The following is a 19,187-nucleotide window of genomic DNA, read 5'->3' as shown; positions in this document are numbered from 1 at the left end:
CCGGTCTGGCCGGCAACCGTGAAGAGGAGACAGCGGATGGCAGATTCGATTCATGTGGTGCCGACGCACTTGCGTCAAGCCGCCGCGCGTCACCAGGAAACCTCCGAGTACTTGCGCACGGTCCCGTCGTCGCATGAGGCAATACAGGAAAGCCTGGACTCCTTGGGCCCGATCTTCGGTGAACTTCGCGACGCCGGGCGCGAATTGCTCGAACTCCGACGCCAGTGCTACGAGCAACAAGCCGCAGACCACGCCGACCTGGCGGACAAACTCGCGGCGTCGGCGGCGATGTGGGAACAGCACGAGCAGGAGTCGGCGCGCAACCTCGGCGGCATTGCCGACCGCGGTCGATGACGGACGCGGATCCCGCTTTTGACACCGTTCACCCGAGTGGGCACATCCTCGTCCGCTCCTGCCGCGGCGGCTACATGCACAGCGTTGCGCTGAGCGAGGAGGCGATGGAGACCGACGCCGAGACGCTGGCACGCGGCATCTTGCTGACCGCCGACGTTTCTTGCCTCAAGGCATTGCTGGAGATTCGCGACGAAATCCTGGCGGCCGGGCATACCCCCTCGGCGGAGGTGCCCACCCCGCGCGATCTTGATGCGGCGATCGAAAAGTTGCTCGCACACAAACTGCGCCGCCGCGGCACCGCACGCTAGCCGGTTTCGGCGCCTACAGCAGCCAGGTCTTGGCCGCGTCGGGATCCGGAGCGATATTCGTGGGCGGCTCGACGGGATTGGGGCCGAACAACTCTCGTGCACGAGCGAGCAGGTCACGCACCTCGTCGAGTTGCTGCTGCAAGGCAGATTCGGCCATATCCCCACGCTACCCAGGCCGTCACACCTGCACAATTCACTCACCGAATAAGCGATTGGTCAGCTGCCGGTACGCTTAACCGGTGGCGATCTTCGGTCGGATGACGGCGCGTCAGCGCCTCCGGAGAGCTACCCGGGAATCATTGGCGATGCCGGCCTTCAGCTCTCCCATCGATTGCACCCCCTGGGTGATCGGTGGGCTTTGGCCTGCCGAGCTTGCGACGCTCACCACCGAAAACGCCACGCTCGCAGAGTATCTGAAGGTCGACCTGCAACGGATCGCCGACAACGCCAACGAGCAGCTGAGGATGATCAGACGTGCGGGGTTGGCCGATCTGTCCCGCCAAGCCGAAGAGGCACGGGTCATCGATGAGGCCCGTGCCCGCGCCGTGCGGCGCGTCGAATCGACGATTCGCCAGCTGCGCTCGGTGAACGCCGGGTATCCCCGCCCGCAGGTCGCCGAGCCGCCGTCGCCGGACATGGAGCAGACCCGCATCATTCCTGCTGTCACGGACGCGAGGCCTTCCGAAGCGCCCACCAGGACGGTGCGTAAGCCGCGGTGGCGGGTCGCCGACAGGCCGCCCCCCGTGACGCCGCAACGTGGGGACGAGCCCGGACCGCCGCCGCAGGAAACCCCTGCGCAGGAGATCGCGGCAGAGGCCGCGCCCGCGCCGGATATGCCGGAAATGCCGGATATGGAGGAGACGCAGGTCATCCCGCGCGCGGCTGAAGTGGAACACGTCGTCGAAGCGCCGGCCGAGGACATGGAACCCGGTCAGGAGTCGGTCACGAACGGTCGCAACTACGTGGCGGCGCAGGAGCCGGCAACGCACCAGGACGAACCCGACTGGCCCCCGGAGGCCGATGCCGCGGTGACCGCGATTGGGGAGACGCAGGTCATCCCCGCGATCGCCGAGGCCGAAGGCGTCGTCGGCGAGCCCGCCGACAGCGTGTCCGCGATGGATTGGGAGCCGGTCGCCACCGGTCGCCACCACGTCGACGTGGAGGGAGCGGACGAGGCCCAGCACGAGCCGGAACCCGCCGAGACCGCAGCGGCGGCTTCGATTGAGGAGACACAGGTCATCCCCGCGATCACCGAGGCCGAGCCCGTCGTCGACGAACCGGCGGACAGTGGTCGCCACCACGCGGTCGCAGGCGAGGCCGCTGCCGGGCACGATGAACCGCAGGTTCCCCGGGAGCCCTCCGGCCTGCCCCGCGGAAACAGTCCCATTGCAACGGGTTTCGAGGTCGACCGGCTGAACCGATTGCTCGAGTATGTGGTCCGCCAGGAGCCGCGGCTGAATTGGGCGGTCGGCGACCGTGCCGACGGTACGACGGTGTTGGTCACCGACCTCGCCCACGGCTGGATACCTGCAGGCATCACCCTTCCGGCCGGCGTGCGGTTGTTGGAACCCGAGCCACGCACCGGCAGGGTCGGCGCGTTGATCGGCGACGCGGTACGCGTCGTCACTTACGCCCCGGGTGACTCACTACGCCGCTCGGCCGACTTCGCCGCGACGAAATCGTCTGTGGAACCGCGCGAGCTCCCCGCGATCGAGGACCTGGGCAGGGCGCTGAGCGAGACCACGCGTCGCTTCGACGGGCTCCCCCGGATCGTGCAGAGGCTGGCGGACGCGGCTGCCGCGGACGCCGTGATCATCGACCAGGAGGTCGACGTGTTGCGGGTGCACCTCGATACGGCGCGCTACCAGCTCTTGGTCCAATACCCGGCGGTGAATCCGACACTTCTGCTCAAGTGCCTGTTGATGGCCGCCACCGAAGGCCTCGCCAGCGGCGACGCGATATCGGCGAACTACCACCTCGCCTGGTATCGGAAACTTGCCGGGCCGCCGCCCGGCGCGTAGGGCGATCGGAGTTGCTCCTCACCCTCGAATTTTCGAATTGACGCTGGTTAGGGCGGTCGACATACTGTGATCGTGTCGGGTTCGGGCGGTGGCGCGAATCTCGGCGACAAGGATCTCGTCGAGTCGGTTCTTCGCGAACTGAGCGAGGCCGCCGACAAGTGGGAAGCCCTTGTGGCCCAGGCGGAGGCCGTCACCTACAGTGTCGATCTCGGCGACGTCTATGCCGTGGCGAATGCCGACGGGCGGTTGCTCAATCTGACGCTGCATCCCGGTGTGATGACCGGATACGCCCACGGCGAGCTCGCCGACAGACTGAACCTGGCGATCACGGCGTTGCGTGAAGAGGCCGAGGCCGAGAACCGGGCAAGTTACGGCGGTCCGCTGCACTGACCTCGCGCGCCCGCGCGCTCATCGCCCGACGCCGGGCGGGCCCGCGCCCTCATCGCCCGCCGCCGGGCGGGCCCGCGAAGGCCTGCGCGATCTCCAGCCAGCGCTGGGCGTCGCGCCCGTGCGCGGTGAGGTCGAGGGCACCGAGTGGGCGGCGCTGAGTGACCAGATAGCAGAAGTCCTCCGCGGAACCGGTGACCCGCTGGGCCGCGTCGGGCGGTCCCCAACTCCAGGTGTCGCCGCTGGGTCCCCGCAGTTCGACCAGGAACGGCTCGACGGGAGCGGGGAGGTTGTTCACGAAAAAGGCGTAGTCGCGGGTGCGCACCCCAAGATGAGCGATCGACCGCAGCCGGTCGGTGGCCACCCGCTTGACGCCCAGCGCGTCCGCGACGTCCAGTCCGTGGGCCCACGTCTCCATCAACCGCGCGGTAGCCATCGACGCCGCACTCATCGGGGGCCCGAACCAGGGAAGTTTTCGCCCGGCGGGAACCATCAGCAGCTCGTCGTGCAATCGGCCGCGGGTGACCCGCCAATCGGCGAGCAGCTCGGCCGGCGGCAGAGCCGCCAACCCGTCGGCGCCCGCGTCGACGAAGCCGGTTGGGTCGGCGGCGGCCGCCTTGAGTTCTTCGGCGAACCCGGCCTCGTCGGTGACCGCGGTCAGCGCGACCCGGTCGGTCCACAACAGGTGCCCGATCTGATGGGCGATCGTCCAGCCGGGCGCGGGCGTCGGATCGGCCCAGCGTTCGGGCGGCAGCGGTGCAACCAGGGCGTCAAGTTCATCGCTTTCGGCCCGTAGGTCAGCCACGATCGGTTCGGGACCCGCCATCATTGCCTCCGCTCGTCGGTTGCCGCCGCCGGGTAGCGATTATTCGCCTGCTCGCCGCGCCGGCCCAGGACGCCGTGCATGGCCAGGCCGGCCAAGTACACCCCCGAGCCGAACAGCGCGAACGCCGGCGCATGGCCGTCGGCGGGAATCAACAGCGCGGCCACCGTGATCGAGACGATGAACGAGACCCAGAACAGCGCGTCCTGCACGGCGAAAACGTGCCCGCGAAGGGCGTCATCGACATCCATCTGCATCGCCGAGTCGGCGCACAGCTTGACCATTTGCCCGGTCACACCGAGGAAGAAGCCGCAGGCCACCATGATCGGTAGCAGTAATCCCGCGCCGGCGACCTCGATGATCGCCGACAGCACCAACGCACCATTGACCGTGGCGTAGCGCCCCCAGCGACGGACCGCGGGCGGAGTCAGCACGTTGGCCAGGAACGCGCCCAGACCCGCGGCGCCGAAGAACACCAGCGCAGTACCCAATCCCCCGGCTTCGGGGTCGGTCATGTGGTGGACCAGCAACAGGACCAGCAAGGAATTGATGCCGATCACCATCCGGTGGGCGGCCAGGCCGGACAAGGTGGCGGCGACCGTCGGCCGTTGCGCCACCGTGCGCGCGCCGTGCAGCCAGCCGGTGACGACGGCGTAGACGACGGGTCCGTGGATCGCCCGCTTGGTGTCGTCCGGGCCGAGGGCACGAGGGCCGAACCGCCACGACAGCAGCAAGGCGGTCAACACGGGGATCGCGGTGAGGAAGATGATCGCCGAGGCCCCCTTGTCACCCGCGCCGAACACGAACCGGGGCACGAGCATGAAGTTGGCGCCGATGAAGGCGGCGATGGCCCCGGCGGCGTTGGCCGCGGCGTTCATCGTCACGACCTGTTCGCGCGGCACGACGTGCGGCAGCGACGCAGACAGCCCGGAAGCGACGAACCGGGCCAAGCCGTTGGCGAACAGCGCGCCCAACAACAGCGGCAAATCGCCGGCCCGGACCGCCAGGATGGTGCCTATCGCGGCGATCAGGATGACCCGGCCGGCGTTGGCGCCGACGAGCACCAGCCGCCGGTCCCAGCGGTCCATCAGGGCTCCCGCGAACGGCCCCAACAGCGAGTAAGGCAGGAACAGCACGGTGAATGCCCGCGCGATGGCCATCGGGTCGGCGGCCCGGTCCGGATTGAACAGCAACGCCCCCGCCAGACCCGCCTGGAACAGCCCGTCACCGAATTGACTCGCCATGCGCACCTGCAGCAGCCGCCAGAAGTCTGGCAAACTGCGCACCGACCGCCACATTTCGGCGGGTGCGCTTGAGTGCATCCGGGATTGGATCACGAAACCGACTTCCACGAGGGGGGCTAGCAAGCTCGTCACGGTCCGAGCTGATCTACCAACAGTACAAATCTTCACGCCCCGCGCTTGATTCCCCCGAGCGACAAGCGCCGGATGCCATGATGGTGGGGTGCCGCCCGAGGATCCTGAGGACTATGTCGCGCCGGCCGCGCAGCGGGTGCGCGCGGGTACCTTGCTGCTGGCCAACACCGATCTTTTCGAACCGACGTTCCGACGCAGCGTGATCTACATCGTCGAGCACAACGATGGCGGCACCTTGGGCGTGGTGCTCAACCGCGCCAGCGAGACCGCGGTGTACAACGTCCTGCCGCAGTGGACCAAACTGGCGGCCAAGCCGAAGACGATGTTCATCGGCGGCCCGGTGAAGCGCGACGCGGCCCTATGCCTGGCGGCCTTGCGCGTCGGCGCCGATCCGCAGGGCGTTGCGGGCCTTCGGCATGTGGACGGCCGGGTGGTGATGGTCGACCTCGACGCCGACCCCGACACGATCGCGCCCTTCGTGGAGGGGGTGCGGATCTTCGCGGGTTACTCCGGCTGGACCATCGGCCAGCTGGAAGGCGAAATCGAACGCGACGACTGGATCGTTTTGTCCGCGTTGCCCTCTGACGTTCTGGTGGGGTCGAGGTCCGACCTGTGGGGGCAGGTGCTGCGTCGCCAGCCGCTGCCGCTGTCGCTGCTGGCCACCCATCCGATCGACCTCAGCCGCAACTAGCCCCGCAGCGACGCTTCCGCCGGGCTCAGTGGCAGGACTGCGTGCAGCCCGCGCAGGTCCCCGCGCAGGCCGGCGCGGCCGCCTCTTGTCGCAGCGCGAAGCGGGCGCTCTGCCACGACCCGGCGGCGAGCGTTCCGAACGCGCCGACGACGCAGACGATCAGCACCACTATCGCCGTGTGTGCAGGCGCCGCCAGCGTCACCACGCCGCCGGCGGCCAGCATGATGGCCGCCGCCAGTTGAGCGGGAGCCATGGACCGCAGCGCCAGCGCGGTGGGGTCGACATTCCGGGGGCGCGCCAGCGACCAGGTCCCGAACCCGGCGGAGGCGACCGCCGCACACATGCTCAGCAGGCCCGCAATCAGCATGGCCTCACAATACGAGGCCGAGCCCCTGCCCGCTCAGTCGGCTCCGCGGGGTCGGGGCCGTGCGTCTAGTGCTGCAGAAACGAGAAGTTGGGCAGCGGGGGCAGGCCGGGAACCAGGGCCAGCAGGTTCGGCGTGGGCTGGCGGCTGGGCATGGGCGCCTGCACCGGCAGGCCGACCGGGGCGGTGGCCGAGGCCTGCCGGAGCGGGGCCACGGCGGGTGCCTGCCCGACCGGAGCGGCGACGGGTGCCTGCCCGACCGGGGGCATGGCCGGTACTTGCCCGACCGGAACTTGCGCGGCCGGAACCTGCGAGACCGGGGCCTGGGGGACCGGAGCCTGGGCCGGCCCTGGTGCGACCGGCGCCGGGGTCAGCCCGACCGGCGAGGCCGCGGGCGTCTGGACCGGCGCGGGGACAGGCGCCCCGGGAACGGTCACGCGGAAGCCGTTGATGATCGCGTCGGTGGCCGGTGCGTCGGCGACGGCGACCGCGCGATCGGTGGTTACCGCGAGCGAGACCAAATAATTCTCATGCCCCGAGGTGGCGATGACGTGCCGCCGCGACGTGTTCAGCGTCACGTCGCCGTCACGGTAGGTGCCTTCAACGATCGAGGACGGGAAGCCGCCGAAATCGGCCATCGAGGCGTTGGTGGGCTGCCAGGCGAGAAGCTTCTGGCTGTCGACATAACCGTGTGAGATGGCCTCTCGCGGGTCGAAATTGCCGACCAGCTTGTACACCACCACCTGGGCATTCGAGGTGTAGATGCTGCTGCCTTGCCGGTCGGCGATCACCGCGAAAGCGTCGGGCACGTTGGGGTCGGGCACCTGGGTCCAGCGCGCCGGCACGGGCAAGGTGATGTCGAGCGCCTTGAGCCCCTGGGGCTTCTGCGCCTCGAGCTTGACCCCCTTCGACTCCAGGTATTCGCGGATGGTGCCCGAGGCGGCCGGGGTGACCGCGGGGGCCACCGGCGCGACGGGCGCGACCGCGGCCGGGACCGGGGCGCCCGGGGCCGTCGGCGACGCGACGGGATTCGACGCCGGCGGGGCGGCGAGGAACCGGTTGGTCGGGGCCTGCCCTGGCACGGCGGTGAGGTTCTGCGGCGCGGGTGCCGGGATCACGGGAACGGGGGATGGTGCGGGAAGCAAGGGGTCTGCCGATGCCTGGGCGCCCGTGAAAACCGCCATGCCGATCAGGCCGGCGACCATACCCCCGAGGAGCGCACGGTGGGCGGGGACGATCTCGATCATCTGCGTCGGTCCTTCCAATGGCGCACTGCCAGCAGTTAGAGGCCGACTGTAACTACAGGTCAAAGGTGATGAATAGGCTCGAAATCGAGATGGGATGAACCTCTGATCGGTGCGCAACGGAACCGAGATCATCCTGTGGCCGGCGGTCGCGCCGAGGCCGCCCTTATACCCTGTTCAGGTGACCGACTCCCCGACCACCGCCCCCGGGAACAACCCCGGCGCCGTTCAGACGGACTCTGATGCGCCGACGTATCGCTACACGGCGGCGCTGGCGGGCCGTATCGAGAGCACCTGGCAGGAGAACTGGGCGCGGCTCGGCACGTTCAACGTGCCCAACCCGGTCGGCTCGCTGGCCCCGACGGACGGCACCCCTGTCCCCGCCGACAAGTTGTTCGTGCAGGACATGTTTCCCTACCCCTCGGGCGAGGGACTGCACGTCGGGCACCCGCTGGGCTATATCGCCACCGACGTGTATGCCCGCTACCACCGGATGACCGGACATAACGTCCTGCACGCGTTGGGTTTCGACGCCTTCGGGCTGCCCGCCGAGCAATATGCCGTGCAAACCGGCACCCATCCCCGGACCCGGACCGAGGCCAACGTCGTGAACTTCCGGCGTCAGCTGGGCCGGCTGGGCCTGGGCCACGACAGCCGGCGCAGCTTCTCGACCACCGACGTCGAGTTCTACAAGTGGACGCAGTGGATCTTCCTGCAGATCTACAACGCCTGGTTCGACACCTCGGCCCGCAAGGCCCGCCCGATCGCCGAACTGATCGCGGAATTCGACTCGGGCGCAAGGCGCCTCGAGGATGGACGGGACTGGGCCGCGCTGACGGTGGGGGAGCGGGCCGACGTGATCGACAGCCACCGACTGGTCTACCGCGCCGACTCGCTGGTGAATTGGTGTCCCGGTCTAGGCACGGTGCTGGCCAACGAAGAGGTCACCGCGGATGGCCGCAGCGACCGCGGCAACTTCCCGGTGTTCCGGAAGCGGTTGCGGCAGTGGATGATGCGTATCACCGCCTACGCGGACCGGCTCCTCGATGATCTGGAATTGCTTGACTGGCCGGAGCCCGTCAAGACCATGCAGCGCAACTGGATCGGCCGTTCCACCGGCACCCGGGCGCTGTTCTCGGCGATCAACGCCAGCGGCGAGACGGTCGACATCGAGGTGTTCACCACCCGGCCGGACACCATGTTCGGCGCCACCTACCTGGTGCTGGCTCCCGAGCACGACCTGGTCGACGGCCTGATCGCCGCCGGATGGCCGGAGGGGACCGACGCGCGGTGGACCTACGGGGGCGCGACGCCGGGGGAGGCGGTCGCCGCCTACCGGCAGGCGATCGCGGCGAAGTCGGACCTCGAGCGTCAAGAGAACAGGGACAAGACCGGCGTATTCCTGGGTAGCTACGCGACCAACCCCGCCAACGGTAAGCCGGTGCCGATCTTCATCGCCGACTACGTGTTGGCCGGGTACGGAACCGGCGCCATCATGGCGGTCCCCGGCCACGACCAGCGCGACTGGGACTTCGCCCGACAGCTCGGGCTTCCGATCGTGGAAGTCATTGCGGGGGGAGATATCTCGGAGGCCGCGTACCCCGGTGACGGTGTCCTGGTCAATTCCGGTTACCTCGACGGAATGGACGTGCCCGCGGCGAAGGAGGCGATCACCGCCCGCCTTGAGGCGGACGGCCGCGGCTGGGCGCGGATCGAATTCAAGCTGCGGGACTGGCTTTTCGCCCGGCAGCGCTACTGGGGTGAGCCGTTTCCGATCGTCTACGACAGTGCCGGACGCGCCCACGCGCTCGACGAGGCCGCGCTGCCGGTCGAGCTGCCCGACGTGCCCGACTATTCGCCGGTGCTGTTCGACCCCGACGCCGCCGACAGCGAGCCGTCGCCACCACTGGCCAAGGCGACGGAGTGGGTGCATGTCGACCTGGACCTCGGCGACGGCCTGCAGCCCTACACCCGCGACACCAACGTGATGCCGCAGTGGGCCGGCAGCTCCTGGTACGAACTGCGTTACACCGATCCGCACAACTCGGAACGGTTGTGCGCCAAGGAAAACGAAGCTTACTGGATGGGGCCGCGACCGGACGAGCACGGCCCGCAGGATCCCGGCGGCGTCGACCTCTATGTGGGAGGCGCCGAGCACGCGGTGCTGCACCTGCTGTACGCCCGGTTCTGGCACAAGGTGTTATACGACCTGGGTCACGTCAGCTCCCGGGAGCCATACCGCCGCCTGGTCAACCAGGGCTACATTCAGGCCTTCGCCTACACCGACTCGCGCGGCTCCTACGTTCCGGCCGACGAGGTGGTCGAGCGCGGCGACCGCTTCTTCTACCCGGGCCCGGACGGCGAGGTCGAGGTCTTCCAGGAATTCGGCAAAATCGGCAAGAGCCTGAAGAACTCGATCTCCCCCGATGAGATCTGCGACGAGTACGGCGCCGACACGCTGCGGGTGTACGAGATGTCGATGGGACCGCTGGAGGCCTCCCGCCCATGGGCCACCAAGGACGTCGTCGGGGCCCACCGCTTCCTGCAACGCGTGTGGCGGCTGGTGGTCGACGAGCAGACCGGCGAGACGCGGGTGGTCGATGTGGCCGGGCAGCAGGAGCTCGACGTCAACACCCTGCGAGCGCTGCACCGCACCATCGCGGGAGTTTCGGAAGACTATGCCGCACTGCGCAACAACACTGCGGCAGCCAAACTGATCGAGTACACCAACCACCTCACCAAAGAGCACCGCGACGCGGTGCCGCGGGCGGCGGTCGAGCCGCTGGTGCTGATGCTGGCGCCGTTGGCGCCGCACATGGCCGAGGAGCTGTGGCTGCGGTTGGGCCACACCACGTCGCTGGCGCATGGCCCCTTCCCGCAGGCCGACCCCGCCTACCTGGTCGACGACAGCGTCGAGTACCCCGTCCAGGTGAACGGCAAGGTGCGTGGGCGAGTGGTGGTGGCCGCCGACGCCGATCAGGACACCCTGAAGGCCGCGGCGTTGTCGGACGAAAAAGTCCAGGCGTTCCTGGCCGGCGCCAACCCGCGCAAGGTGATCGTGGTCCCCGGCCGGCTGGTCAACCTGGTCGTCTAGCGGGCTACGGGTCACCGGCCCCTGGGCCGCAGCACCACCTCGTGAACGTGGCCGTCCGGGGGAGTGGCCACCACGCTGGCGACCGCGGCCGCGACGGTTTCGGGCCGCAGGAACTTGCTGGGGTCGTACGTCCCGCCCTCGAATTCGACGAGCTCGCGCTGCATCTCGCTGTCGGTGCGGCCGGGGTAGACCGTGGTCACCCGCAGCTCGGGCTCGTCGGCGCGCAGCGAGTCGGCGAAGGCCCGCAACGCGAACTTGCTGGCCGAGTACGACGCCATGCCGGACAAAACGTTGCGGCCCGCCCCGGAGTTGATGAACACCACCTGGCCGCGGGCCCGCCGCAGTGCCGGCAGCAACGCCAACGTAAGTTCCACCGGCCCAAGCACATTGACGGCGAACGTGGCGCGCCACTCGTCGATGTTGGACTCGGCCACATGACCGGGGATCGACATGCCGGCGTTGTGCACCAGCACGTCGAGTTCGTCCACGATCTCGCACGCGGCCTCGATATCACCGGAGTCGGTCAGGTCCAGGGGAAACGTCGTCGACCCGAGCCGTTGCGCGACGGCGTCGAGCCGGTCGGACGGCCGACCGGCCAGCAGCAGGGTGTGGGTGGGCGCCAACGCCGTGGCGATCGCGGAACCGATGCCGCCACCGGCGCCGGTGATGAGTGCAGTGGGCATGTACCCCAGTCTACGGGCGCAACCAAACTCGTTGCATGGCAGATACTTTCATGCCTCTTTACACGCCGGCGGCTCACCCGCGGGGCCCGAGGTCGGCTCACCGCAGCCCAGCCGTTCCAGCGGCGCCAGCGCCTGCATCAGGATACCGAGGTCGGACGCGGGTAGCTGACTGAGCATCGCGGCCAGCGAGGCGCGCCGGTTGGCCAGCGACTCGCCGTGGACGGCACGCCCGCGCGGGGTGATGTCGACCAGCACCGCCCGCAGGTCGGACGGGTCGCGCGAACGTTTCACCAGCCCCAGCTTCTCCAGCCGGCGGATCGCCACGGTGGTGGTGGGCGTGCGCACCCGTTCGTGGGCCGCCAGGTCGGTCATCCGAATCGGCCCTTGGTCCAGCAGGGTGACCAGAATCGAGAGTTGCGCCAACGTCAGTTCGCCCGCGGCCGCCGTGCCGCTCGGGTCCCCGCGCCGCAGAATCGAAAACAATTTGGACAGCGCACGGTGCAAACCTTCCGCAAGCTCGGTGACGTCGGCCGCGGTGGATTCGCTGTCCGCCATAAACGGGGAGTCTAACGCTATATCAGCCAGGACAAGGTAGCTATGCCGACTAATTAGTAGCAATGGGGGTGATCAAAGTACCTGGGATAAGAATCGCTGTAGCCGTTCGGTCTGCGCGGCTTCGAAAATCTGGTCCGGCGCCCCGGATTCCACGACCTTGCCGCGATCCATGAAGACAACGGTGTCGGATGCCGAGCGGGCAAAACCCATTTCGTGAGTGACCACGATCATGGTCATACCGTCGGCGCCGAGGTCGGCGATGAGTTGCAGGATTCCTTTCACCGTTTCGGGATCCAGCGCCGACGTCGCCTCATCGAAAAACATCACCTGCGGGGCCATGGCCAGCGCCCGGGCGATCGCGACCCGTTGTTGTTGGCCGCCGGACAGCATGCCGGGCCGGGCATCGGCCTTGTGCTTCAGGCCAACTCGGTCCAACTGAGCCAGCGCCAGCTCGCGGGCCTCGTCGGCGGGCAGGTGCCGCAACTTGCACGGCGCCATCGCAACGTTTTTCAGCACGCTCAGATGCGGGAAGAGGTTGAATTGCTGAAACACCATGCCGATGCGCTGGCGCAGCTTGTTGGGATCGTCGCGCAACACGGACCGGCCGTCCAGCAGGATGTCGCCGCTATCGGGTTCGTGCAATCGGTTCAAGGTGCGCAGCAGCGTCGACTTGCCAGAGCCGGACGGCCCGATGACGGCGACGGTGGTGCCGGCGGGCGCCTCGAGGTCGACGCCGCGCAGCACCTTGTTTCCGCCCAGCGTTTGGTGAATGTCTTTGGCGGCCAGCGATACTGGCGCACGGCCCGCAACGGCGGCGCTCACGTGATCTCCTGGCCGAACGTCGTCGCGAGCAAGCTGGAATTGTCGTCGGGGTCGGGGGCGCCTCGACCGCGGCGCAGGCGGGTGTCGATGTAATTCACCAGATGCGTCAACGGAATGGTCAGTATCAGGTAGAAGAGACCGGCCGCCACCAACGGCGACAGGCTCCCGGTTTGGGCATTCAAATCCCGGCCCACCTGGAAGAGCTCCCGCTGATCGGCGATCAGGCCCAGGAAGTACACCAAAGCCGACGCCTTCAACAACCCGATGAATTGATTGACCAGTGCCGGCAGCACCCGCCGTATTCCCTGCGGCACCACCACCAGCCGCATCGCGGCCGTATAGCTGAATCCCAGGGCGCGGGAGGCCTCCAACTGGCCGGGGTCCACGCTTTGTATTCCCGAGCGCAGGATTTCGCCGATGTAGGCCGCGGCCATCAATCCCAACGCGGCAATCCCTAAGGGGTAGGGATTCTTGTTCGTCAGACCGCCGACCAATGGCCCGATGCCCATTCCGATCAGCAGAATGATCACCACTTCGGGAAGGCCACGGAAGATATCGGTGTAAACCCGCGCCGGCCAGCGCAGCCAGCGCCGATGCGAGATGCCCGCCATGGCCAGCACCATTCCGAGCGCGAGGCCGATCACGATGGCGCTGTTGGTCAGGATCAACGTGTTCGGCAGCCCCGTCGTGAACAGAACGGGAATGGCCTGGCGGTACATGTCCCAGTCGAAGAACGAGTCGCGCAACTGGGCGAGCGTCGACTTGGGCGCGGCCGGACCCCTCGCCGCGCGATGCTGGCTCGCGGCGATCGCGGCGAAATCCGGCAGGCTTGGGACGGGCGCGGCTTTGGACCCGGGTTTCCAGCCCGGCGGCAGGCTACGCGGGACCCATTGGCAGTACAGCTTGGCCCAGGTGCCGTCGGCGATCACCGCGTCCAGCCCGGAGTTCAGCGCATCGATCAGCGGCTTGTTCTCCTTGGCGACCGCATACGCCACAAAATTGCCTGCGCTGAACGTGTTCGCGACGGTCACCGCGGGATCGCCCGGCCGTATGACGGTCGAGGCGAGGGTTCCGGGCGCCACCCACGCATCGATCTGGCGGGTCTTGAGGCTGGCGTACAGGGTCGCGAAGCCCGGATACTTCACCGGTTGCAGATGCAGGGTGTCGACGACGTAGGACTCCTCGACGGTGCCCTGGACGACACCGATGCGCTGGCCGGCCGCCAGGTCGCCGAACTTGTGGATCGGTGAACCGGGCGGCACCACCAGCGAGTAGAAGCCGAAGTCGTAGCCGTTGGTGAATGCGACGGTGTGACGACGCCGTTCGGTGGCTTTCACCGACGCCGATCCGACGTCGAAGCGCCGGGACGCCACTTGAGCGAGCAGCGCGGAGAAGTCCGTGCTGACAAAGCGCAGCTGCAGGTGCAGCTTGTCGGCGATGGCGCGCAGCAGCAGGTTGTCGAAGCCGCTGAATTCGCCGGTCGGATTGATGCAGATGTTGGGCGGGGCGTCCGACAGTGTCCCCACCGTCAGCACGCCCGGCGTGCCCAGGCCCAGCGCGCCGACGTCGACGGCGCTGAGCGGTTCCACCGAATTTGTCGTGTCCCGGTCTTCCTCGGGCGTGGACTGGGACTCGGTCAGGTCTTTGGGCAGGGCCCTTGCGTTGTCCAAACCGGACGGCGCGCATTGGTTCCAGTCGGCAGCGGCGGGCGCCGCGAGCCCGCCTAATGCCATGCAGCACACCAACACCAGGGTCGCGGTGAGTCCGAACAGCCTGCCGCGGCGCAGGGTGCGCCGGTCCGCGCGCACATTCATCCCTGCCACCGTATCGACCGGCGGCCGGCTTCGTCGGGTGAGCGTCCGCTCTAAAGAGCCAGCGACGGCTCGACGCCCACGGGTTCGGCGTCGTCGAGTCCCTCGAGCGGTCCGGGCACGACCGGGACCACTTCGTCGGGCACGGTGAACACCCTGCGCCTGGAAAGTTCGGCCAGCATGGTCTGGGCCGCCAGGTAGGAGCGACTCTCGCACGCGGCCCGCGCGGCCTCGGGATCGCGCCGGTTGATCGCGGCGGTCTCGTCCTCGTAGAACGGCAGCATTTCCTCGCGGCCGCCCTGGTAGGTCAGCCAGAACACCCTGGGGATGAGGTTCTGCGAGGCGCGGATCGTGGCGTGCAGGCGCGGCCCGGCGTATTCGTCGTTGATGGTGCCTCGGTACTCCGCGGCGATGTCGCAGAACGCGCGCGAATCCTTCGCGCCGCGCAGCGAGCGCATCAAGCCGTCGAGTTGCCCGAGGATGCGCGGGGTCGGGCTGGTCGCCGCGCGCGCGGAGGCGATGCCGTTGAGCAGCCCGTCGAGCTCGTGATGTTCGAGGACTGTGGCTTCATCGAATCGCTCGACGAACGCCCCGCGGTGATAGCGGGTGGAGACAATGCCGTCGTGTTCAAGCTGAACCAGCGCCTCTTGAATCGGGACGCGACTCACTCCGAGCCCCAGCGCGATCTCATTGCGATCGACGCGGTCGCCGGTGCGCAACTTTCCCGTCAGCAAGAGGTGAAGGATGTGCGAAACAACCAGGTCCTTTTCTTTGACCCCGTATTTCTTCGGCATTCGTCGTTGAGTCTCTTTCAAACCCGATTCGGCATCAGCGCGAGAAGTTTCTCACGAGTGGGCTCGTACTTTCCGGCGTTTGACCGATAAATGGTCGGGAGCCTCAGCGACTATCGCGCCACCGGCACAGCGCTTCGGCCGCGCCGAGGCCGTAATCCGGACCGTCACAGGCCACGGTCAACAGCGTGACACCGAGGCCGACGAGCGTCTCGGCATTGCCTACCAGGTCGCCGCGGTCCTGCACGGCGGCCGAACGTTCGATGCTCGCCGGGTCACGGCCGACGTCGGCGCAGTGCCGGGCCAGCACCTGTGACTTCGCCGGGAACTCGTCGGCGGAGGTGAAGCTGTGCCACATGTCGGCGTATTCGGCGACCAGCCGCAGCGTCTTACGCTCCCCGCCGCCGCCGATCAGGATCGGGATGTCGCGGGTCGGCGGCGGATTCAGCTTCGCCAGCCGTGCCTTGATCCGGGGGAGCGCGCCAGCCAGGTCGGCCAGCCGGCTGCCCGCGGTGCCGAAGTCGTAGCCGTATTCGTCGTAGTCCTTCTGCTTCCAGCCCGAGCCGATCCCCAGCACGAGCCGGCCGTTGGAGACGTGGTCGACGGTTCGGGCCATGTCGGCCAGCAGCTCGGGATTCCGGTAGGAGTTGCAGGTGACCAGCGCGCCGATCTCAATGCGCGATGTCTGCTCGGCCCAGGCCCCGAGCATGGTCCAGCATTCGAAATGCGCGCCGTCGGGATCCCCGTAAAGGGGGAAGAAGTGGTCCCAGTTGAACGCGATGTCGACGCCGATGTCCTCGCAGCGACGCACGGCGTCACGGATTTGTCCGTATTGCGGCGCGTGCTGCGGCTGCAGTTGCACACCGACGCGGATGGGGAGGTCTGATTCCATACCACCCACCGTAGGCTCAGCGCGCCTCCAGCACCCCGCGCAGCAGGTCGATCAGGGCGCGGGGCTGGTCGCTTTGCACGGAGTGACCGGCATTCTCGACGACGTGCGCGGCTCGGAAATGGCTTGTGCGGCGCCGCAATTCGGCGGCATCATCGTCGCTGACGAATCCGGAGTTGCCGCCGCGGATGAGGGTGATGGGCGCGGACAACCTGTCCACGTCGTCCCAGAGGACGTCGAAGTCGGGGAACTTGCGGATGACGTCGTAGCGCCACGTCCACTTGCCGTTGTCCAGCCGGCGCGAGTTGTGAAAGACGCCGCGGCGCAGGGCCTTCACCTCGCGATGCGGCGCCGCCGCGATCGTCAGGTCCAGCATGGCCTGAAAGCTTTCGAATTCGCGCTCCCCATGCATCAGCGCGACCGTGCCCTGCTGTTCCTTGGTCATCTCCGAGTGCCGCTGCAGTGCCGACGGGGTGACGTCGATCAGGACGAGTTCGTTCACGAGTTCGGGCGCGACGGCGGCCAAACGTATCGCGGTCAACCCGCCCAGCGACATGCCCACGACGAGATCGGCGTTTGGGGCGTGCTCGCGCAGCGCCGGCACCAGGGCGTCGGCGTTGAGCTGCGGCGAGTAGTCGCCGTCCTCGCGCCATGCCGAATGGCCGTGCCCGGGCAGGTCCACGGCCAGCGCGGGTTCGCCGAGGCCGACGACGACGGTGTCCCACGTGTGCGCGTTCTGCCCGCCGCCGTGCAGGAAGACGATCCGCGGGGGAGTGTCACCCCAGCGCAGCCCGCTGATCTTGTCCTCATTCCCGCCCGCGTCGACGCGTTGCACAGCGGGCAGCGGACCGGTGACACCGGCCTGCTCGGCGTTCTCGGACAACAGCGAGAACTCCGACAATCCATCGAGCTCACCTTCGGACATTTCGGCCACGAGCTAAGACACTAGCGCCGGCGTCTAAAGGACGTAACGACGGCGAATGCCGTGGAAGCGCTCCCACATCGCGGCGGTGCGTTCGGCAGGGCTGACCATGGCGGTGTCCGGGGGTAGGGCGGCGAGCACTTCGTCGTGCTTGAGAACCCTAGTGTTCAGCGCGGCGGGCTCGCCCTCGAGCATGTGCCGGTAGGTCAGGTTGCCGCGCGCGAAGCCCTGGGTGTCGAGCCAGTTGCGAACGCCCGGATCACGATGGGCCATGACGAGACGAACGCGGCCGTCGGCGTCGGCCTGCGTGCGGCTCGGCGTGTAGCTCACCGGCCGGTACAGGTAATCCATGCTGTTGAAGAAGACGCCCATGTTGCTCAGCATCCACAACCCGTCGTGGGCGCCGAACTCGACGATCAGCGCCTCGTCGTCCGCGAGTTCCCAATACATGTTGGCGGCCGCGCGGCCGCGCCGGGTATCGGCGTCGGTCGCGGCGATTTGCGGGAAGACGTTGGGGCGGTTGGCGTCGACGCCGCCGTAGGTGAAGGGAAACTCGGGCCAGTCGGCCATCAGGCCGGTGACGAACTCGCCGGCCCAGCGCATCGCCTCGACCATTTCGGTGGGCGAGGGCAACGGCTTGGGGGAGGCCATGTCGATCCGCTCGATGCGAAGCTGCGCCGGCAGCTCGTCCCAGCGGTCGAAACCCTGCCGAATGAACAGTTTCCGCGACTCGGCCGTGGTGGGCAGCCAGTTCGGCCCGCGCTCGGGTCCGCCGATGTAGAGCTCGAATTCGCCGTCGGGGTCGATCTGGAGCTGATGACCGAGCAGATTGCCCTCCGGGATGTCACCGAACGGTTCGTGCAGCACGCCCGGGCCGGGCGTACGTGGCCCGTGGACCGTGATGTTGAGGAACCTTGCGGTGCCACGGGTCCCCGCGAGCCGGTACGTCGACTGCCCGTCGATCCACGCCTGCTGGTAGGTGAAGTCGGCGCAGTCGCCGCCGAGCTTGCGGGTCGGGCCGCAGAAGGTGTGCAGAACCGGGTAGCGGGTGTCGCGCGTTTCGAGCGCCAGATCGAAGGCCTGGCCGAGGTTTTGGGTGAGAAACCGATAGGCATCGACCCGCTGCGCGCCCGACGCCGGGTTGGCCTGCTTGAAGACCTGCTCGCCCGCTTTCTGTAGCCGCGCGCAGAATTCAGACCAAGCCTGCTGCAGCGCCGCGTCGTCGGGACCGTCACCGAAGGCCATGCTCACGCACCCAGTCTCTCGAGCATCGCGCTGAGGACATCACATGCGCGCCGGGCGGATTCCAGGTGCCCCTCGCGGTCGATCCGCGGACCGATCAGTTCCAGGTCGAAACCGCGGGAGTAGTCGCCGGCGAGCGCTTGGGTGACGAACGCTTCCAGCGGAATCGTGCCATCGCCGGGCACCGCCCTGGCCGGCAGCGCCCGGTCACCGAGCACATAGTCGCTCAGCTGGATCAGCGCCGTTCGCGGTAACGCCCGCTGCACCATAGCCTCGAAATCCCCCTCGGCCCAACAGTGGAATACGTCGATGCAGACACTCAGGCCGCCCATCTCGGCCAGCGTGACGGTGTCGCGCAGGGTGTGGGCAAGGTGAATGTCGGCGTAGAGGCTGGACGCATTCTCGATGGCCAGCGCCACCCCGGCCGCCTTGGCCTGCGCCACGCAGGGCGCGACCATGGCGCAAAATCGGTCCGCGGCCTGCGCCCAGGTGAGGTCACCGCGCCCGCCGGTCAGTAGGTATACGGTGCGGGCCCCGACAGCGGCAGCGGCGTCGATCACAGTGGACAGCGCATCACGCGCGGCGCGCGTCTCGCTCGACAGCCTGCCGCCGGCGAAGAGGTGATAGACGGCCTCCACGGAATATGCGTTGCCGTGCAACAGCATCGGGAAGTGCGGCTCGAGCAGCTGGCTGTCCAGGATGCTCAGCCGGGAGACGCCAAGCGCTGCCCAATGAGCTTCCAGTTCGGCCAGCGACTCGCCTTGGAAGGTGACATTGTGCACCGACAGACGGTGGTGTGGGCCGGGCATG

20 protein-coding genes are annotated in these 19,187 nt (G+C 68.0%); 6 read left to right on the top strand and 14 right to left on the bottom strand.

Annotated features, from left to right (window positions below):
- Positions 1-36: 36 nt before the first annotated feature.
- Together G6N37_RS19795 and G6N37_RS19790 are read left to right on the top strand one after the other, a co-directional pair.
- A complete protein-coding gene (locus G6N37_RS19795) occupies positions 37-354 on the top strand; it encodes an ESX-1 secretion-associated protein (protein ID WP_083171392.1) in 318 nt (105 codons plus the stop codon).
- Positions 351-662 carry a DUF2694 family protein gene (locus G6N37_RS19790; protein ID WP_163683008.1) on the top strand — a complete coding sequence of 104 codons (312 nt, stop codon included), beginning with the start codon at positions 351-353 and terminating at the stop codon, positions 660-662. Before G6N37_RS19795 ends, G6N37_RS19790 begins: the two co-directional genes overlap by 4 nt.
- Positions 663-675: 13 nt before the next feature.
- Here the strand turns inward: G6N37_RS19790 and G6N37_RS25900 are convergent, their stop codons facing one another.
- Positions 676-819 (bottom strand): hypothetical protein, encoded by a 144-nt coding sequence (locus G6N37_RS25900; protein ID WP_167527398.1) that lies wholly within the window; start codon positions 817-819, stop codon positions 676-678.
- A gap of 82 nt (positions 820-901) precedes the next feature.
- On the opposite strand from G6N37_RS25900, the gene G6N37_RS19785 reads away from it, so the two are divergent.
- Positions 902-2,683 (top strand): DUF5631 domain-containing protein, encoded by a 1,782-nt coding sequence (locus G6N37_RS19785; RefSeq protein WP_232075112.1) that lies wholly within the window; start codon positions 902-904, stop codon positions 2,681-2,683.
- Between the two features lie 66 nt (positions 2,684-2,749).
- Complete coding sequence (locus tag G6N37_RS19780; RefSeq protein ID WP_174813854.1) at positions 2,750-3,073, top strand: DUF2710 family protein; 324 nt, start codon at positions 2,750-2,752, stop codon at positions 3,071-3,073.
- A 49-nt stretch (positions 3,074-3,122) separates the two neighbouring features.
- On the opposite strand, the gene G6N37_RS19775 is transcribed toward G6N37_RS19780, so the two are convergent.
- The gene (locus G6N37_RS19775; protein WP_163683004.1) at positions 3,123-3,896 is read right to left on the bottom strand and encodes a TIGR03084 family metal-binding protein; all 774 of its coding nucleotides are present in this window, start codon (positions 3,894-3,896) and stop codon (positions 3,123-3,125) included.
- A complete protein-coding gene (locus G6N37_RS19770; protein ID WP_163683002.1) occupies positions 3,896-5,215 on the bottom strand; it encodes an MFS transporter in 1,320 nt (439 codons plus the stop codon). Before G6N37_RS19770 ends, G6N37_RS19775 begins: the two co-directional genes overlap by 1 nt.
- Before the next feature lie 142 nt (positions 5,216-5,357).
- Here G6N37_RS19770 and G6N37_RS19765 point away from each other — a divergent pair, with 142 nt between their 5' ends.
- A complete protein-coding gene (locus G6N37_RS19765) occupies positions 5,358-5,960 on the top strand; it encodes a YqgE/AlgH family protein (RefSeq protein ID WP_163683000.1) in 603 nt (200 codons plus the stop codon).
- Between the two features lie 25 nt (positions 5,961-5,985).
- On the opposite strand, the gene G6N37_RS19760 is transcribed toward G6N37_RS19765, so the two are convergent.
- The gene (locus G6N37_RS19760) at positions 5,986-6,327 is read right to left on the bottom strand and encodes a hypothetical protein (RefSeq protein WP_163682999.1); all 342 of its coding nucleotides are present in this window, start codon (positions 6,325-6,327) and stop codon (positions 5,986-5,988) included.
- 65 nt (positions 6,328-6,392) lie between these two features.
- On the bottom strand, positions 6,393-7,571 hold the full coding sequence (locus G6N37_RS19755) for an LpqN/LpqT family lipoprotein (RefSeq protein ID WP_163682997.1): 1,179 nt from the start codon (positions 7,569-7,571) through the stop codon (positions 6,393-6,395).
- 178 nt (positions 7,572-7,749) lie between these two features.
- Here G6N37_RS19755 and leuS point away from each other — a divergent pair, with 178 nt between their 5' ends.
- Positions 7,750-10,662, top strand: a complete 2,913-nt coding sequence (leuS, locus tag G6N37_RS19750; protein ID WP_163682995.1) for a leucine--tRNA ligase — start codon at positions 7,750-7,752, stop codon at positions 10,660-10,662.
- An 11-nt stretch (positions 10,663-10,673) separates the two neighbouring features.
- Here the strand turns inward: leuS and G6N37_RS19745 are convergent, their stop codons facing one another.
- From G6N37_RS19745 to G6N37_RS19705, 9 genes are all read right to left on the bottom strand, one after another.
- Positions 10,674-11,345 carry an SDR family oxidoreductase gene (locus tag G6N37_RS19745; RefSeq protein ID WP_163682993.1) on the bottom strand — a complete coding sequence of 224 codons (672 nt, stop codon included), beginning with the start codon at positions 11,343-11,345 and terminating at the stop codon, positions 10,674-10,676.
- Positions 11,346-11,393: 48 nt separating this feature from the next.
- The gene (locus G6N37_RS19740) at positions 11,394-11,900 is read right to left on the bottom strand and encodes a MarR family winged helix-turn-helix transcriptional regulator (RefSeq protein WP_163682991.1); all 507 of its coding nucleotides are present in this window, start codon (positions 11,898-11,900) and stop codon (positions 11,394-11,396) included.
- A gap of 72 nt (positions 11,901-11,972) precedes the next feature.
- Positions 11,973-12,722: an amino acid ABC transporter ATP-binding protein gene (locus G6N37_RS19735; protein WP_163682989.1), complete on the bottom strand. Its 750-nt coding sequence runs from the start codon at positions 12,720-12,722 to the stop codon at positions 11,973-11,975.
- The gene (locus G6N37_RS19730) at positions 12,719-14,536 is read right to left on the bottom strand and encodes an ABC transporter substrate-binding protein/permease (RefSeq protein ID WP_163682987.1); all 1,818 of its coding nucleotides are present in this window, start codon (positions 14,534-14,536) and stop codon (positions 12,719-12,721) included. The genes G6N37_RS19735 and G6N37_RS19730 overlap by 4 nt, the downstream gene beginning before the upstream one ends.
- Positions 14,537-14,586: 50 nt before the next feature.
- Positions 14,587-15,327, bottom strand: a complete 741-nt coding sequence (locus tag G6N37_RS19725; RefSeq protein WP_163682985.1) for a GntR family transcriptional regulator — start codon at positions 15,325-15,327, stop codon at positions 14,587-14,589.
- A 103-nt stretch (positions 15,328-15,430) separates the two neighbouring features.
- Complete coding sequence (locus tag G6N37_RS19720; RefSeq protein ID WP_163682982.1) at positions 15,431-16,216, bottom strand: LLM class F420-dependent oxidoreductase; 786 nt, start codon at positions 16,214-16,216, stop codon at positions 15,431-15,433.
- 16 nt (positions 16,217-16,232) lie between these two features.
- Positions 16,233-17,138 carry an alpha/beta fold hydrolase gene (locus tag G6N37_RS19715; RefSeq protein WP_163685282.1) on the bottom strand — a complete coding sequence of 302 codons (906 nt, stop codon included), beginning with the start codon at positions 17,136-17,138 and terminating at the stop codon, positions 16,233-16,235.
- A gap of 33 nt (positions 17,139-17,171) precedes the next feature.
- Positions 17,172-18,380: a DUF1214 domain-containing protein gene (locus G6N37_RS19710; RefSeq protein WP_163685281.1), complete on the bottom strand. Its 1,209-nt coding sequence runs from the start codon at positions 18,378-18,380 to the stop codon at positions 17,172-17,174.
- Positions 18,381-18,382: 2 nt separating this feature from the next.
- On the bottom strand, positions 18,383-19,186 hold the full coding sequence (locus G6N37_RS19705; RefSeq protein WP_163682980.1) for a sugar phosphate isomerase/epimerase family protein: 804 nt from the start codon (positions 19,184-19,186) through the stop codon (positions 18,383-18,385).
- Position 19,187: the final 1 nt, after the last annotated feature.

It is taken from the genome of Mycobacterium seoulense (assembly GCF_010731595.1).
In the GTDB taxonomy this organism is placed as follows: Bacteria; Actinomycetota; Actinomycetes; order Mycobacteriales; family Mycobacteriaceae; genus Mycobacterium; species Mycobacterium seoulense.
This window is presented reverse-complemented; position numbering and strand designations above follow the sequence as displayed.

Bases quoted from the DNA above. Each gene is read 5' to 3' on its own strand.
- G6N37_RS19795 (WP_083171392.1), top strand. From the start codon at position 37: ATGGCAGATTCGATTCATGTGGTGCCGACGCACTTGCGTCAAGCCGCC.
- G6N37_RS19790 (WP_163683008.1), top strand. From the start codon at position 351: ATGACGGACGCGGATCCCGCTTTTGACACCGTTCACCCGAGTGGGCAC.
- G6N37_RS25900 (WP_167527398.1), bottom strand. From the start codon at position 819: ATGGCCGAATCTGCCTTGCAGCAGCAACTCGACGAGGTGCGTGACCTG.
- G6N37_RS19775 (WP_163683004.1), bottom strand. From the start codon at position 3,896: ATGGCGGGTCCCGAACCGATCGTGGCTGACCTACGGGCCGAAAGCGAT.
- G6N37_RS19770 (WP_163683002.1), bottom strand. From the start codon at position 5,215: ATGCACTCAAGCGCACCCGCCGAAATGTGGCGGTCGGTGCGCAGTTTG.
- G6N37_RS19760 (WP_163682999.1), bottom strand. From the start codon at position 6,327: ATGCTGATTGCGGGCCTGCTGAGCATGTGTGCGGCGGTCGCCTCCGCC.
- G6N37_RS19755 (WP_163682997.1), bottom strand. From the start codon at position 7,571: ATGATCGAGATCGTCCCCGCCCACCGTGCGCTCCTCGGGGGTATGGTC.
- G6N37_RS19745 (WP_163682993.1), bottom strand. From the start codon at position 11,345: ATGCCCACTGCACTCATCACCGGCGCCGGTGGCGGCATCGGTTCCGCG.
- G6N37_RS19740 (WP_163682991.1), bottom strand. From the start codon at position 11,900: ATGGCGGACAGCGAATCCACCGCGGCCGACGTCACCGAGCTTGCGGAA.
- G6N37_RS19730 (WP_163682987.1), bottom strand. From the start codon at position 14,536: ATGAATGTGCGCGCGGACCGGCGCACCCTGCGCCGCGGCAGGCTGTTC.
- G6N37_RS19725 (WP_163682985.1), bottom strand. From the start codon at position 15,327: ATGCCGAAGAAATACGGGGTCAAAGAAAAGGACCTGGTTGTTTCGCAC.
- G6N37_RS19720 (WP_163682982.1), bottom strand. From the start codon at position 16,216: ATGGAATCAGACCTCCCCATCCGCGTCGGTGTGCAACTGCAGCCGCAG.
- G6N37_RS19715 (WP_163685282.1), bottom strand. From the start codon at position 17,138: ATGTCCGAAGGTGAGCTCGATGGATTGTCGGAGTTCTCGCTGTTGTCC.
- G6N37_RS19710 (WP_163685281.1), bottom strand. From the start codon at position 18,380: ATGGCCTTCGGTGACGGTCCCGACGACGCGGCGCTGCAGCAGGCTTGG.
- G6N37_RS19705 (WP_163682980.1), bottom strand. From the start codon at position 19,186: ATGCCCGGCCCACACCACCGTCTGTCGGTGCACAATGTCACCTTCCAA.